Annotated in this window: 10 protein-coding genes; 3 read left to right on the forward strand and 7 right to left on the reverse strand. The window is 70.9% G+C overall.

Going from position 1 to position 14,359, the window contains the following annotated elements:
• Both VKV26_03860 and VKV26_03865 read left to right on the forward strand, forming a co-directional pair.
• On the forward strand, positions 1–661 hold a 661-nt coding region (locus VKV26_03860; GenBank protein ID HLZ69025.1), incomplete at its 5' end, for an ISNCY family transposase.
• Between the two features lie 14 nt (positions 662–675).
• Positions 676–1,044 (forward strand): hypothetical protein, encoded by a 369-nt coding sequence (locus VKV26_03865; protein ID HLZ69026.1) that lies wholly within the window; start codon positions 676–678, stop codon positions 1,042–1,044.
• 324 nt (positions 1,045–1,368) lie between these two features.
• On the opposite strand, the gene VKV26_03870 is transcribed toward VKV26_03865, so the two are convergent.
• The 4 genes from VKV26_03870 to VKV26_03885 form a co-directional block, all read right to left on the reverse strand.
• Entirely contained in the window at positions 1,369–4,977 is a 3,609-nt protein-coding gene (locus VKV26_03870) for an indolepyruvate ferredoxin oxidoreductase family protein (GenBank protein HLZ69027.1), read from the reverse strand.
• A gap of 185 nt (positions 4,978–5,162) precedes the next feature.
• Positions 5,163–5,939 (reverse strand): alpha/beta hydrolase, encoded by a 777-nt coding sequence (locus VKV26_03875; protein ID HLZ69028.1) that lies wholly within the window; start codon positions 5,937–5,939, stop codon positions 5,163–5,165.
• 254 nt (positions 5,940–6,193) lie between these two features.
• Positions 6,194–7,171 (reverse strand): LLM class flavin-dependent oxidoreductase, encoded by a 978-nt coding sequence (locus tag VKV26_03880; GenBank protein ID HLZ69029.1) that lies wholly within the window; start codon positions 7,169–7,171, stop codon positions 6,194–6,196.
• Positions 7,158–9,209 carry a S9 family peptidase gene (locus VKV26_03885; GenBank protein ID HLZ69030.1) on the reverse strand — a complete coding sequence of 684 codons (2,052 nt, stop codon included), beginning with the start codon at positions 9,207–9,209 and terminating at the stop codon, positions 7,158–7,160. Before VKV26_03885 ends, VKV26_03880 begins: the two co-directional genes overlap by 14 nt.
• A 261-nt stretch (positions 9,210–9,470) precedes the next feature.
• Between VKV26_03885 and ilvD the strand changes: the two genes are divergently transcribed.
• Positions 9,471–11,168 carry a dihydroxy-acid dehydratase gene (gene ilvD / locus VKV26_03890; protein HLZ69031.1) on the forward strand — a complete coding sequence of 566 codons (1,698 nt, stop codon included), beginning with the start codon at positions 9,471–9,473 and terminating at the stop codon, positions 11,166–11,168.
• 39 nt (positions 11,169–11,207) lie between these two features.
• Here the strand turns inward: ilvD and VKV26_03895 are convergent, their stop codons facing one another.
• The 3 genes from VKV26_03895 to VKV26_03905 form a co-directional block, all read right to left on the reverse strand.
• Positions 11,208–12,071 carry a patatin-like phospholipase family protein gene (locus VKV26_03895; protein HLZ69032.1) on the reverse strand — a complete coding sequence of 288 codons (864 nt, stop codon included), beginning with the start codon at positions 12,069–12,071 and terminating at the stop codon, positions 11,208–11,210.
• Between the two features lie 84 nt (positions 12,072–12,155).
• On the reverse strand, positions 12,156–13,580 hold the full coding sequence (locus tag VKV26_03900) for a citrate synthase (protein ID HLZ69033.1): 1,425 nt from the start codon (positions 13,578–13,580) through the stop codon (positions 12,156–12,158).
• A gap of 282 nt (positions 13,581–13,862) precedes the next feature.
• Positions 13,863–14,012 carry a hypothetical protein gene (locus VKV26_03905; GenBank protein ID HLZ69034.1) on the reverse strand — a complete coding sequence of 50 codons (150 nt, stop codon included), beginning with the start codon at positions 14,010–14,012 and terminating at the stop codon, positions 13,863–13,865.
• Positions 14,013–14,359: the final 347 nt, after the last annotated feature.

Raw genomic sequence — 14,359 nt, forward strand, 5'->3', positions numbered from 1 at the left:
TGGCCGCGGCGTCGCCCGCGCCGAGCGGACGGTCACGAATCTCCTCTACCGGTACGACGAACTGGTGGCGCTTTCGCGGCGGAATGACGGGCGGTTGCCGGAGACGCTGCGCCGCCAAGGGCGGGTGATCCTCGCGCTTGATGGACGGCAGCCGGCGGTGGGGCACGAGGTGCTCTGGGGGGTGCGCGACTGCCTCTCCGGCGCCGTGCTGCTCGCCCGCCGCCGGCTCGGCAGCAAGCGGGACGAGCTGGCCCCGTGGCTGCGCGCCGTGGCGGACGCCGTGCCGGTCCCGCTCCGTGCGGTCGTGGCGGACGGGCAGGCCTCGATCCGGCGCGCGGTGCAGAGAGCGCTGCCGGGGATCCCGCACCAGCTCTGCCAGGTGCCCGACCTCCGGGAAGCGGCGCGGCCGATCTACGCAGCCGATCGCCACGCGAAGCCGGAAGTGAAGAAGCAGGTGCGCGGCATGCGGCCGCTGGAACGTGCCCTGGAAGGGCGGGCGGACGAAGAGGCGGAGGCCATGCGCGGCTACTGTCTCGCCGTCCGCGGTGCCCTCACGGACGATGGCCGACCACCGCTGTGCGCTTCCGGCCTCCGGCTGCAGCAGCGCTTGACGACGATGCACCGCTCGATCAAACGGGTGCGGGCCGAAAAGGGGGCCTGACCGCACTCACCCGCTTGGACGCCTTACTCGAAAAAGGGCGCAACGCCACCGCCACGCTGTGGCCGGCGATCACCCAGGCCTATGGCTGGGTGCACCAGGCCGCCGAACTCGTTGCGAACGCGGCCGGGCGTTCGAGCCTGCAGGTGCGCCACGCGCTGCGCAGCCTGCTCTACGCGCTGCGCCAGGCGCAAGCGGAACTCGGACCGCTGGCGGGTGCCGTCACTCACTGCCGCGCCGTGAGCTTCAGCCATGGGCCCTACCTCTTCCCCTGCGACGAGACGCCGGATGTGCCCCGTAGCAACAACGCGGTGGAACAGTGCTTCGCCTCCGCCCGCTACCACGCGCGCCGCGCGTCCGGGCGCTTGTCAGGCGCGCCGTTTTGACGCGCCAGACCTCACGCCGCGCAGCATCAGCGAATGGCGAGACCTCCGCGCTGGGCGTGCGCGCCGCCAAGAGAGCCGCCGGCGACAGCTCCGCCTTCGGCGCGAGCCCGAGGCCGACCGCGCCGCACTCGAAACGACGCTCCTCAAGCCACGTTTGCCGGCCTAGGTTTTTTGGCCGCATCGATGGGGTCGCCATAACAGCAGGGCCAACGGTCCATGCAGGCCGGCGCGTCATCCGGCCGTTCGACTCACCGGCCACGCCCGTCCCTTGCGGAGCCGGTGCGGAGCCGGGCGCGGCTCGCTCACGAATCGAGCGCTCCCTGGCTACCTGTCACCTGTAACCAGTAACCTGTCACCTATCGCGGCCGCTTGCTCGCGGAACGTCGCCACGTTCGCCAGCTTGATCTGCTCGTAGCCGCGGACCTGATCCGGCAGCCCGGCCAGCGCCACGGCGTCGGCGTGCGTGGCGGGCGTCAGTGTCTCCAGCGCCCGCTCGATCAGGGCGCGGTACTCGGCGATCAGCGCACGTTCGATGCGGCGGACCTCGGCGTAGCCGAAGAGGTCGAGCGGCGTGCCGCGCAGGGCTTTTGCCGCCTTGAGGCCGTGCATGGCCGGTGTGAACCAGGAGCCGAGGCTGATCTTGTGCTTCAGCCCCAGCGCCCGCAGCAGCGGCGGGTGCAGGTTCCATTCGACCTTCGCGCCGGCGCCGACCTGCGCCCGCAGCGCCGCCCGCTGCGCGGGGTCGAGTTGCAGCCGCGCCACCTCGTACTCGTCCTTGTAGGCCATCAGCTTGTAGAGATAGCGAGCGACCGCTTCGGCCAGCGCCGTCTGGCCAGGCGTGCGCTGCGCTTCGGCGCGGGCCACACGCATCACGAAGCGCACGTACTCGGCCGCGTAGGCCTTGTCCTGGTAGGCGATCAGCTCCGGCACGCGAATCTCGAGCAGGCGGCGCAGCTCGCCCGTGGCGCGGCTCGCCTCCAGCAAACGCCGCGCGGCCGGGGGCGGCGGCGCCGGCTCGGGCGTGGGTGGCGCGGCCTGCCGCAGCGCGGCTTCGACCTGCTCCCGCGCCGCCACCCAGGCGCGCCCCCAGGTGAAGGCGGCGAGGTTCATCACCACCGCGGCGCCGTTGAGCCGGATCGCCTGCTCGATGCTCGCAAGCGAGATCGGCACGGCGCCCGCCTGCCAGGCCGAGCCCAGCGTCAGCAGGTTCGCGGGCATGTTGGTGCCGAACAGCGCCTCGGCAAGCGCCTGCGCGTCCAGGTAGACGTTCGCCTCTTTGCGTGTGACCGCCTCGATGCCGCGCAGCATGCCGGCCAGCGCCGGGAACTGGACGAGGGTATCCGTCACCATCTGGCCCGTCGCCACCTGGCTGGTGGAGACGACGGCGACGGTGCGCGCCGGGTCGGCCTTGGCCAGGTTCTGCGGCGCGCAGGCGACGAGCAGGTCGAAGCCGAGGTAGAGATCGGCGCCGCCGGCCGAAAGCTTCGCCGTCTCCATCGGCCCGCTGCTCAGCCGCAGATCGGAGACGACTGGCCCACCCTTCTGGCTGAGCCCGGTCTGGTCCAGCCCCCAGACGTGCTTGCCGTCGAGCCGCGCCGCCGTGCCGAGGATCTGGTTGACGGTGACGACGCCCGTGCCGCCGATGCCGAGCATGTGCAGTGCCCAGCCGTCCGCCGGCACGAGCAGGCGCGGTGCGGGCAGATCGGTGGGTGGTTGCGCGGCCGTTCGGCCCTCATCCCCCGGCCCCTTCCCCCAATCCTGGGGGAAGGGGAGTCTGCTGAGGCGCTTGAGAACATTCTCCCCTCTCCCAGGATTGGGAGAGGGGCCGGGGGTGAGGGACGAGCGGCCGGGCGTCACCGTGAGAAACGCCGGACAGTCGCCCTTAAGACACGAATAGTCCTTGTTGCAGGAGGGCTGGTGGATGGCGGTCTTGCGGCCGAACTCGGTTTCGACGGGCTGCACGCTCAGGCAGTTGGATGCGTGGCCGCAGTCGCCGCAACCCTCGCAGACACGCTCGTTGATGAAGAGACGCGCCGGCGGCTCCTCCAGCTTGCCGCGCTTGCGCAGCCGCCGCTTCTCCGCCGCGCACTGCTGGTCGTGGATCAGCACCGTGACGCCGGGGATTTTGGCCAGTTCGGCCTGTGCCTCGACGATGCGCCCGCGCGGCCAGACCTCGGCGATCGGCGCCAGCGGCACGCCGCGGTACTTCTCCGGCTCGTCGCTGGTGACGATGATCTGCTTCACCCCTTCGGCCTCGAGCCGGCGGATGAGCGCGGGCACGGGCAGCGTGCCGACCGCCACCTGGCCGCCGGTCATCGCCACGGCGGCGTTGTAGAGCACCTTGTAGGTGATGTTCACACCGCTGGCCACGGCGAAGTTGAGCGCCATCTGGCCCGAGTGAAACAGCGTGCCGTCGCCCACGTTCTGGAAGATGTGCCGCGTCTCGGTGAAGGGCGCGGCGCCGACCCACTGCGAGCCTTCGCCGCCCATCTGCGTGATGCCCAGGATCTCGCCGAAGGTGCCCGTGTCCATCCACAGGCCCATGCTGTGGCAGCCGATGCCGGCGCCCACGAAGCTGCCCTCGGGCGCAATGTTGCTGGTGTTGTGCGGGCAGCCGGAGCAGTAGTAGGGCGTGCGCGCCAGCGCGATCACCGCCGGCATGGCCGCGGCGCCGTCCAGCTCGCGCAGCCGCCGCTCGACGCTCGGAATCTCCAGCCGCCGCAGCCGCGAGGCAATGACGCGGGCGGCGATCTCGGCGTCCAGCTCGCCGTTGCTCGGCACCAGCGGCCGGCCCTGCTCGTCCGTCTTGCCGACGATCCGCGGGCGCTCGGGCAGGTCGTACAGCGCGTCCTTCAAAAGCAGTTCGAGGAAAGCGCGCTTCTCCTCGATCACCAACACCTCGCGCAGACCGGCGGCGAACTGCCGCGCCGCCTCGCGCGTGAAGGGGAAGAGCATGCCCACCTTGAACAGGCGCACGCCGTGGCGGTTCAGCGCCGCCTCGTCCAGGCCCAGCTCGTCCAGCGCCTGGCGCACGTCGGCGTAGGTCTTGCCAGCGGCGACGATGCCCAGCCAGTCGTTCGGGCCGGAGATGGTGACGCGGTTGAGCCGGTTCTCCTCGGCGTAGCGCCGCGCCAGCTCCAGCCGCGCATAGTGCAGCGTGCGCTCCATCTCCAGGTTCTGCGGCGGCAAGAGCCGCCAGGCCTGCTGCGGCGTGTAGGGCCGGCCGTCCAGCTCGACGCCGGGAATGATTGGCGCGATGCGCTCGGGCGCCACCTCGGCGGTGCCGGCGCTGTCGGCCACGTTGGTGACGAACTTCATCGCCGTCCACAGGCCGCTGGCGCGCGAGAGGGCGAAGGCGTGCAGGCCCAGGTCCAGCACCTCCTGCACCGTGCCGGGGTAGACGGTCGGCATTAGCGCGTCGTAGAAGGCGATGGTTGAGTCACTGGGGAGGGTCGAGGACTTGCTGTTGGGGTCGTCGCCGCCGAGTGCGATCACGCCGCCGTTCTTGCCCACGCCAGCGTGGTTCGCGTGTTTGAACACGTCGCCGGTGCGGTCAACGCCCGGGCCTTTGCCGTACCAGATGCCCAGTACCCCGTCGTATTTCGCGCCCGGGTAGCTGCCTGCGAGCTGGCTGCCGTAGACGGCGGTGGCGGCGTTCTCTTCGTTCAGTCCGGGCTGGTGCACGACGTGATGCGCGTCCAGCAGCGTGCGATTGCGGTCCAGCTCGATGTCGTAGCCGCCCAGGGGCGAGCCGCGATAGCCGGAGATGAAGGTCGCGGTGCGCAGGCCGCGGCGCGCGTCGGCGCGGTGCTGGTCCATCGGCAGCCGCACCAGCGCCTGGATGCCGGTCAGGTAAATGCGCCCGGCTTCCAGCGTGTACTTGTCGTCCAGCGAGAAGCGGTCGAGCGGCGGCAGATCGAGCGTGCTGGTCATGGCATGGCCTCGTGGCTAACAGATGGTTTCAAAACCGGCGTTCAGGTGCGATCGCACACCTACAAGCGGGAACTCGAGCCGGTTTTGAAACTATGTCTAAGGGCAAAGGGCAGAGCGTGGCCGCGGCGGCCTGGCGCACGGTACCTGCACTCTACCATCGGCGGCGGTGGTCTGGCGGACGGCGGTTACGAGGCCATGCCCGCGGCGATCGCTTGCGCCAGCTCGCGGGGCCGCTGCGAGGGGATCTGGTGGCCGACGCCGGGCAGCGTCAGCAGGTGGGCGCGGGGTTGGCGGCGCGTCATCTCCGCGGCGGCTTCAGCGGTCAGCACGTCGCTGAGGGCGCCGCGCACCACGAGCGCCGGCGCCTGCAGCGCTTCCCACAGCGGCCAGAGGTCCAGCCGCCGGGCCGCGCCCGCCGCCAGGTCGTCGCGCAGGCGCCGCGCGATGGCCGGGTCGAAGCCGGCCGGCAGCCAGCCCGCGTGGTCGCAGGCCGCGGCCAGCCATTCCGCCACGCGCAGCGAGCCGGGACTCAGCTCGGGCGCGGGATAGGCATCGACGATCACCAGCCGCTCAACCAGATCCGGCCGCGCCGCGGCGCAGATCGTCGCCACCGCGCCGCCCATGGAGAAGCCCGCCAGCAGGCAGCGATCGATGCCGAGCGCGGCGAGCGCGCAGGCGAGGTCGGCGAAGTGCGCGTCCGGCGCGTACACCTCGTCGGCCGACCAGCCGCTTTCGCCGTGTCCGCGCGCGTCCAGGGCGATCACACGCTGCCGCCGCGCCGCCAGCCCCTCGGCCACGGCGCGCCAGGCCAGCCCCGACTCGGTGATGCCGTGCAGCAAGACGATCGGCGGCGAGCAGGCATCGGCACACGGCAGCCACTCGTGCAAGCGCAGGCGCAGGCCGTCGCCCGCCACGAAGCCGGCGCGGTAACGGTGGGTGGAAAGGCGGTCAATGTCCAACACCGCGCATTGTACCGCTGCGCCGCTGTGCGCCAACGCCTCCGTGCCCCGCGGGCGTCGTTTCTGAAGCGGGCGGCGGTTTGCCCGGCGCGCCGCGTGTCGCGCCTTTGGCGCGAAGGGCGCACGCCGTGCGCCCCAGAAGCGCCTGCCATCGCCCTTCTCCTGGAACTTCCTCCCAACGATCGCCTCCTCTCCTTCCCCCAGGATTGGGGGAAGGAGAGGAGGACGGGGGGGTGAGGATGAGGGCCGTCCCCGCCCTACGCCGCCGTCGCGCTCTTCGTGAGCGAGAACAGCCGCTCCAGCGCCGCCCCGTCCGCCGGCAGCGCCGCGAGGCCGGGCTGGCCGATGATCGCCAGCGAGGCGCCCGCCGCGGCGTAGCCCTCGAGCGCGGCGCGGGCCGCGGCCGCATCGCCCACCAGCACGCCTCGCCTGATCTGCTCCGGCTCGGCGCCGGCGAACTGCGGCAGCGCCTTCTTTAAGGCGTCGAAGGTCGCGGCCTCGCCCCCCGGCGCGCAGATCTGCGCCTGCACGCCGACGCTGAGCTGCACGGCGCCGGCCGGGCGGCCCGCCGCTGCCACTGCCTGCTTCAGTGCCTCCGCCTTGCGGGCGAAGGGCTTCGCGCTTTCCCCGAACCAGGCGAGGTTCCAGCCGTCGGCCAGCCGCGCCGTCAGCTCCAGCATGCGGTCGCCGGAGGCGGCGATCCAGAACGGCACCGGCGTCTTCGGCTTCGGCGTCAGCTCGGCGTCGTCCAGCTTCAGCCAGCGGCCCTGGAACGAGCTGGTGCCGCGGTCGAACAGCTCGCGGATGGCGGTGGCGCTCTCCGCCAGCCGCGAGACGCGGTGGTCGAAGGGCAGGCCAAGCGCCGTGTACTCCGGCTCGTGCCAGCCCGCGCCCAGGCCCAGAATCACGCGCCCGTTCGAGATCTCCTGCAAGCTCACCGCCTGCTTCGCCAGGATCGCCGGGTGCCGGAACGTGTTGCAGAGCACGAGCGTGCCCAGCTTGATGCGGCTGGTGCCGGCCGCTAGCGCCGAAAGCAGCGTCCATGCCTCGAAGCCGCCGCGGTGCTGGCCGGGGCCGGTCTGGATGAAGTAGTGGTCCGGGAACCAGAGCGAGTGGAAGCCCGCCGCCTCGGCGTTGCTGGCGATCTCGAGCAGCCGGCCGAAGTCGAGCGCCTTCTGGCCACTCGCGGTCGTCTCGTTGGAGGGGAGAAAGAGGCCAAGCTCAGGCAGTGGCACGCGCCACCTCCGCTTCTCGATTTGCCGGCTGCGCCGCGCCCAGCCAGCGGCCGAACCAGTCGCCGGTGCGCTGCACCGCGTCCACCCGCTGCGAGGGCGCGTGCGTCACGTAGGTATGGAAACCGCCCGGATAGCGCACGAACTCGACCTCGCGGCGCAGGCGGCGCAGCACGGCGAAGAGCGACTCGCCCTGGCCGATGGGGCAGCGCAGGTCGCCCTCCCAGTGGAGCAGCAGGAAGGGCGTGGTGCAATTGGCAATGTACGTCAGCGGCGAGCGCTCGCGGTAGGCGTCCCAGCGCTCCCAGACGGGGCCGCCGTGCTCGTACGCGCCGAAGGTTGTACCGATGTCGCTCTCGCCGTAGAAGCTGGGCAGGTCGCCGACCGGCGCGCCGCAGACGGCCGCCTTGAAGCGGTCCGTATGGCCCACCACCCAGCTCGTCATGAAGCCGCCGTAGGAGTAGCCGGTGACGGCCGTGCGCTGCGGATCGGCGATGCCCCGCGCGATCGCCCAGTCCACGCCGGCCATCAGGTCTTCGTAGTCCTTGCCGCCCCAGTCGGTGACGCAGGCCTCGGTGAAGCGCTCGCCGTAGCCCGTGCTGCCGCGCGGGTTGACCAGCAGCACCACGTAGCCGCGGGCGGTCAGCTCCTGCGCGCCCGGCTGAAACGTGTAGCCGTGGGCGCCGTGCGGCCCGCCGTGCACGTCGAGCACCAGCGGGTAGCGCCGCGAGGCGTCGTAGTTCGCCGGCTTCAGCAGCCAGGCCGCGATCTCCCAGCCGTCGGCGCCGCTGAAACTGATCCGTTCGAACGGTTGGAGCTGCACCTCGTCCAGCAGCTCTGCATTGTGCCGACTGAGCTGCCGCGCCGCGCCGCCGTCGAGCGGCAGCAGGAACAGCTCGCCCGGATTGGTGGGCGAGACGGCGGTGTAGGCGATCGCCTTGCCGTCCGGCGTGGGGCAGAGCGCCGTAACCGCGCTTTCGGCGTCGGAGAGCGGCCGGGAGCCGGAGCCGTCGGCGGCGATGCGATAGAGCCGGCTGGCGCCGCCGTCCATGACGACCGTGTACACGGCGCTGCCGTCGGGCGCCCAGGCCAGCCCCTTGCCCAGCGGCAGGCCGAAAGCGCCGCGATCCAGCGCCTCGTTCAGCGCCCGCGGGGGTGCGGAGCCGTCCAGCGGCACGCTCCAGAGCAACGTGTTGGCGGCGCTGTAGCCCTCGCCCTTCGCATGCCCCGCGTAGGCCACGGTGCGGCCGTCGGGCGAGACGGCAGGCATCGTGCACGGCCCGCGGCTCTGCGTGAGCTTGCGCTCGTTGCCGCCGCCCGCGCGGGCATCCACGCTCCACACGTCTTTGGTGAGCCGGGCGCCGCGGTCTTCTTCGTGGTTGGAAAGGAAGACGAATCGGCGGCCGTCCCGCGACCACTGCGGCTCGGCGTCGCGGAAGTCGCCGCGCGTGATTTGGATCGCTTCGCCGCCCGCCGCTGGCACGGTCCAAAGATGGGCGTAAGTGTCGTCGTACTGGCCCTCGGTGTCGAAGCGGTAGATCAGGTCGCGGATAACGCGCGGCGCGTTCTTCTCAGCGGGCGTCTTCTCGGCCTCGCTCTTCGTCTCGCCGGCAAGGCGTGTCTTCGTGACGAAGGCGATCGTCGTGCCGTCGGGCGACCAGGCGGGGCTGCCGGCGCCGCGCGCGGCGTTTGTCAGCCGCCGGGGCTCGCCGCGCTCGCCGATCAGCCAGATCTGCGAGGGGCGTTTCGTATTGTCGCCGTTCTTTTCGCCCTCGGCGGCGCGGTTGGAGACGAAGGCCAGCGTCTTGCCGTCCGGCGACCAGCGCGGGCTGCCGTCCTTGTGCGGCCCGCGCGTGAGCTGATACGGCTCGCCGCCGTCGAGCGGCGCGATCCAGACGTGCGAGCGGAACTCGTCCGCCTCCCGATCGGTCTCCGCCACCACGTAGGCGATGCAGGAGCCGTCGGGCGCGACCTGCGGATCGGACACGGTGCGCACGCGCAAGATATCTTCCGCCCGGAACGGGCGGCGCTGCTGAGCCACGAGCTGCCTCCTCATGAAACTGGATGAAGCTGGATGAAGCTGAACCGGCGCGATGCAGCGCGGCCCGGGGCGAACGCAGCCGGCGCCGCGCCGGTCAGGTGGTCTGACCACCCCGGCTCATCGTACACCGCGTACACCGCGAGCGCGTTACGGCGCCTCGCGGTCTCGTCGCCTTCCGGGTTGCCCCGCAGCCGGCGGCGACCGGCTCGCGTTGAGCGGCTACGGCGAATTCGCTAGCATGCGCCTCGCAGGAGGCGGGAAATGACATCCAACGGTTCTGGCTCGTTCGATCTCAAGCACAAGAGCCGCACGCTGCTGGAGGGGCGCGACCGCGCGGCGGCGCGCGCCATGTTCAAGGCGATCGGCTTCAGCGATGAAGACCTGGCGCGGCCGATCGTCGGCATCGCCAACACCTGGGTCGAGACGGGGCCGTGCAACTTCAACCTGCGCCGCCTCTCCGCGATGGTCAAAGAGGGCGTGCGCGCCGCCGGCGGCACGCCGATGGAGTTCAACACGATCGCGATCAACGATGGCATCACGATGGGCACCGAGGGCATGAAGGCCTCGCTCGTCAGCCGTGAGGTGATTGCCGACTCGATCGAGCTGATGGGCCGCGGCCACATGTTCGACGCGCTGATCTGCCTCGCCGCCTGCGACAAGACGATGCCCGGCACGGCGATGGGACTGGTCCGGCTGGACGTGCCCGGCTTCGTGCTCTACGGCGGCACGATCATGCCCGGCCGCTTCAAGGGCCGCGACGTGACGATCCTGGATGTGTTCGAGGGTGTGGGCGCCAACGCCGCCGGCCTGATGAGCGACGCCGACCTGAAGGACCTTGAAGACCACGCCTGTCCCGGCGCCGGCGCCTGCGGCGGCCAGTTCACCGCCAACACGATGGCGCTCGCACTCGAGTTCCTCGGTCTCTCGCCCATGGGCACGGCCAGCGTGCCCGCCGTCGATCCGCGCAAGGACGACATCGGCCGCCGCGCCGGTCAACTGGTGATGGAGATGCTGCGGCAAGGCCGCAAGCCCAGCGACATCCTCTCGCACGACGCGTTCGAGAACGCGATCGCCGGGGTTGCCGCCACCGGCGGCTCGACCAACGCCGTGCTGCACCTGCTCGCCATCGCCCGCGAGGCGAGCGTGCCGCTGACGATCGACGAGTTCGACACGGTCAGCGACCGCACGCCGCTCTGGGGCGATCTGAAGCCGGCCGGCAAGTACGTCGCCTCCGACCTGGACAGCGCCGGCGGCCAGCCGCTCGTGGCGAAGCGGCTGGTGGCGGCGGGCAAGGCGCACGGCGACGCGCTGACGCCGAGCGGCCGCACCTTCGCGGAGGAGGCGAACGCCGCCGTCGAGACGCCCGGCCAGGACGTGGTCAAGCCGCTGGATCAGCCGATCGCGCCGGTCGGCGGGCTCGTGATCCTGAAGGGCAGCCTGGCGCCGGAGGGCTGCGTGGTGAAGATCGCCGGCTACGAGAAGCGCTTCCATCGCGGCCCGGCGCGTGTCTTCGACCGCGAAGAGGAGGCGATGACGGCCGTGACCGGCGGCAGGATCAAGGCCGGCGACGTGGTCGTGATCCGCTATGAGGGGCCGAAGGGCGGCCCCGGCATGCGCGAGATGCTGGGCGTCACCGGCGCGATCGTGGGCGCCGGCCTGGGCGAAGAGGTGGCCCTGCTGACGGATGGGCGGTTCAGCGGCGCGACCCACGGCCTGATGGCCGGCCATGTCGCGCCGGAGGCGGCCCGCGGCGGCCCGATCGCCGCCGTGCACGAGGGCGACCAGATCACCTTCGACATCGAAAAGCGCCGCCTGGACCTCGACGTGCCGGCCGACGAGGTACAACGCCGTCTAGCCGCCGTGCAGGCGCCGGCGCCGCGCTACACCAGCGGCGTCTTCGCCAAGTACGCCGCGCTGGTCTCCTCGGCATCTGAAGGGGCGGTCACACGGCCCGTGTAGCGCAGGAGCGGCACGGCGAAAGCGAGAAAGCGCTGTGGCCTACGCCCAGCAGCCGCGCAGGCGGGCGCCGGCCTCGGCGCCCTGGCGCAGGCCCGCTTCGGCCGCGGTTTGGCGCTGGTCCGGATTCATCAGGTCCGGGCCGAAGGCCGCCAGCGCCGCGTCGTCCGGCAGCAGCACCTCGACGGCGGCGCCCGCCTCGCGCAGCAGGTGCGCCTCGGCGTCGAGCGCCTGGCGGGCGATGCGGCCGATCCCTTCGGGCCGCGCCCCGATCGGCGCCACGATCACGACGGTGTCGTGGCCGCTGGCGAGGTCGGCGTTGGTGCCGGAGCGCACACCGCCGTCCATGTAGCGGCGGCCGTTGATCGTCACGGGCGGGAACATGCCGGGCACGGCGCAGCTCGAGGCCACCGCCTGCAACAGCGGCGCGCCGGAGGCCCGATCCCAGGCCGCCAGCGTCCCGCTCCCGGCATCGACGGCCACGGCGATCAGGCCACCGGCGGGCCAGCCATCCACGCCGAGCGCGGAGGCGATCGCCTGCAGCCAGCCGCCCTCGTCGACCGCAGGCGCCGCGAGCGCCATCTGACCGATCTCGCGGGCGACGGCCTCGGTCATCTCCGGCGTACTCGCCCACGTCTGGAAGAGCGCCGTCAGCGCCTGGATGTCGAGCTTGGCCATCTGCTGGCGGATCTCGCCGCTGTCGGGCGCGGTCTGCGCGGCGTACAGCTCGTCCAGCGAGCGACCGGCGCGGACCTGCGTGCCCGTGATCGAGCCGGCGGAGGTGCCGACGATCAGATCGGCCGCCGCGGGATCGATGCCGCCGTCGCGCAGCCCCTTGAGGATGCCCGTCTCCCAGGCGACGCCGACGACACCGCCGCCGCCCATCACCAGCGCACGCGAAGCCATTACTGCCCCTTCCCGCGCCCGCGGGCGCACGGCACGTTGCGATTTTGGAGGTCGCGGTTGCGCGGCTGTATGAAGCCGGCCGGATCAGCGCGGCCGCGCCGCCTCCTGGCTGCCGATGCCGCCCGCGCGGCGGGTGACGCTGCGGCCGGCGCGCGGCGCCGCCGGCTCGGCCTTGCCGCGGCGGCGGCTGATCGGCACGAAGTCGCGACGCGCCGGGCCGAGGAAGACCTGGCGCGGGCGGGCGATCTTCTGCTCCGGGTCTTCGACCATCTCCAGCCACTGCGCCATCCAGCCGGCGGTGCGGGCGATGGCGAAGAGCACGGTGAACATCTCGGACGGCAGGCGCATCGCCTCGTAGATGATGCCGGAGTAGAAATCGACGTTGGGATAGAGCTTGTGCGTGATGAAGTAGTCATCTTCGAGGGCGATGCGCTCCAGCTCCAGCGCAATGTCGATCAGCGGGTTGCGGCCCATCACGTCGAACACGGCGTCCGCCGTGCGCTTGACGATGCGGGCGCGCGGGTCGTAGTTCTTGTAGACGCGGTGGCCGAAGCCCATCAGCAGCAGTTCATGGTTCTTCACCCGCTTGATGAACTCGGGCACTCGGTCCACGCTGCCGATGCTGCGCAGCGTGTTTAGCACGGCCTCGTTGGCGCCGCCATGCAGCGGGCCGTACAGCGCGGCGATGCCGCCGGCGACGGCCGAGTACGGATCGGGCTCGCTGGAGCCGATGGCGCGCACGGCGTTGGCCGAGCAGTTCTGTTCGTGGTCGGCGTGCAGGATGAAGAGCACATCCAGCGCCTTCTCGATCACCGGGTTCGGCGTGTATTTCAGCTCGCTCATCTTGAACAGCATGTTCAGGAAGTTGCCGGTGAAGGAGAGATCGTTGTCGGGATAGACGAAGGGCAGGCCCAGCGCGTGCCGGTAGGCGTAGGCGCCGAGCGTGGGCATCTTGGCGATCAGGCGGTAGGTCTGCAGCATGCGGCTTTCGGGGTCGTGGATGTTGCGCGCGTCCGGATAGAAGGTGCTGAGCGCGCCGACGGTGCCGATCAGCATGCCCATCGGGTGCGCGTCGTGGTGGAAGCCGGACATGAAGTTCTTAATGTTCTCGTGCACCATCGTGTGGTGCGTGATGCGGTAGTGCCAGACGTCGAACTGTTCTTTCGACGGCAGCTCGCCGTAGACCAGCAGATAGGCGACTTCGAGGAAGGTGCTCTTCTCGGCGAGCTGTTCGATCGGATAGCCGCGGTATTCGAGGATGCCCTTGTCGCCGTCGATGTAGGTGATGCGGCTGGTGCAGGAGGCGGTGTTCACAAAGGCCGGGTCGTAGCTCATGATGCCGAAGTCTTCGGGGTCGGTGCGGATCTGGCGCAGGTCGGCGGCGCGGATCGTGCCGTGCGCGATCGGCAACTCGTAGCGTTTGCCGGTGCGGTTATCGATCACGGTCAAGGTCTCCGCCGCGGAAGCCGCGGGTCCGGTCGAAGCCTCGTTGCTGCCGTTCGTGGTCATCTCTGCTTCCCCCGTTCGCTCGTGCTTACACTACGACCCGGCCGCAGCGGCGGCAATAGGCGGTTCAGCTCCGTGTTATGCGCCCCTCGGCCGGCCCCCGCTTCGCCGCCGCTGTTCAGCCGGACGGCGCCCGGCGGGAGAGCCAGATCATGTGGGGCAGGTGCCACGTCACCGCCACCGAGGCATCGACGATGAGCGCCTCATTGCTCGGGCTCAGGACCACACCAGAAGTCGCCGTCCCGCGACAGCCGGATCAGGTCCTTGGCCGCCGGCGGGGCGGGGTCACTGCAGCTTCCAGTAGCGGCGCTGCTGCTCCACGATCTCGGCGATGCGGTCCTGCGTGTCGCGGCCCAGGTCCCAGGTCGGGCGCAGGGCGGCGGCGTTGGCCGCGCCCGGCTCCGCTATGCCGCGCACGACGACACTGCTCAGCACCGCTGCCGGTGCTCAAGGGAGCGAGGAGCTTCGCTGACCCTGGTCCGAGTATGAACCACACAGAACCGACAGGAGAGCTGGTCCAGATTCGTCGATGGCTGGCGAGCCCACGGCCAACGCACACCCGCACGGGGTTATCAGTAGGTGAAGGAGGCCGCATTCCCCCACTACAATGCTCCAAATGCGATAGCAACTTGTACGGCTAGATGAACCGCCCCGGGTATCCTGGAGGCTCCGGACTTTGAGAGGACGGAGCAATGGCAAAGGTGACCAGGTACCCTGCCGAGTTACGCGAACGGGCGGTGCGCATGGTGGTCGAGCACCGCAAAGACTATGCCTCGGAGTGG

This window comes from Dehalococcoidia bacterium (genome assembly GCA_035310145.1).
In the GTDB taxonomy this organism is placed as follows: domain Bacteria; phylum Chloroflexota; class Dehalococcoidia; order CAUJGQ01; family CAUJGQ01; genus CALFMN01.

Excerpts from the sequence above, each read along its gene's own strand:
- VKV26_03900 (HLZ69033.1), bottom strand. The coding sequence starts at position 13,580 with ATGACCACGAACGGCAGCAACGAGGCTTCGACCGGACCCGCGGCTTCC.
- VKV26_03870 (HLZ69027.1), bottom strand. The coding sequence starts at position 4,977 with ATGACCAGCACGCTCGATCTGCCGCCGCTCGACCGCTTCTCGCTGGAC.
- ilvD (HLZ69031.1), top strand. The coding sequence starts at position 9,471 with ATGACATCCAACGGTTCTGGCTCGTTCGATCTCAAGCACAAGAGCCGC.
- VKV26_03895 (HLZ69032.1), bottom strand. The coding sequence starts at position 12,071 with ATGGCTTCGCGTGCGCTGGTGATGGGCGGCGGCGGTGTCGTCGGCGTC.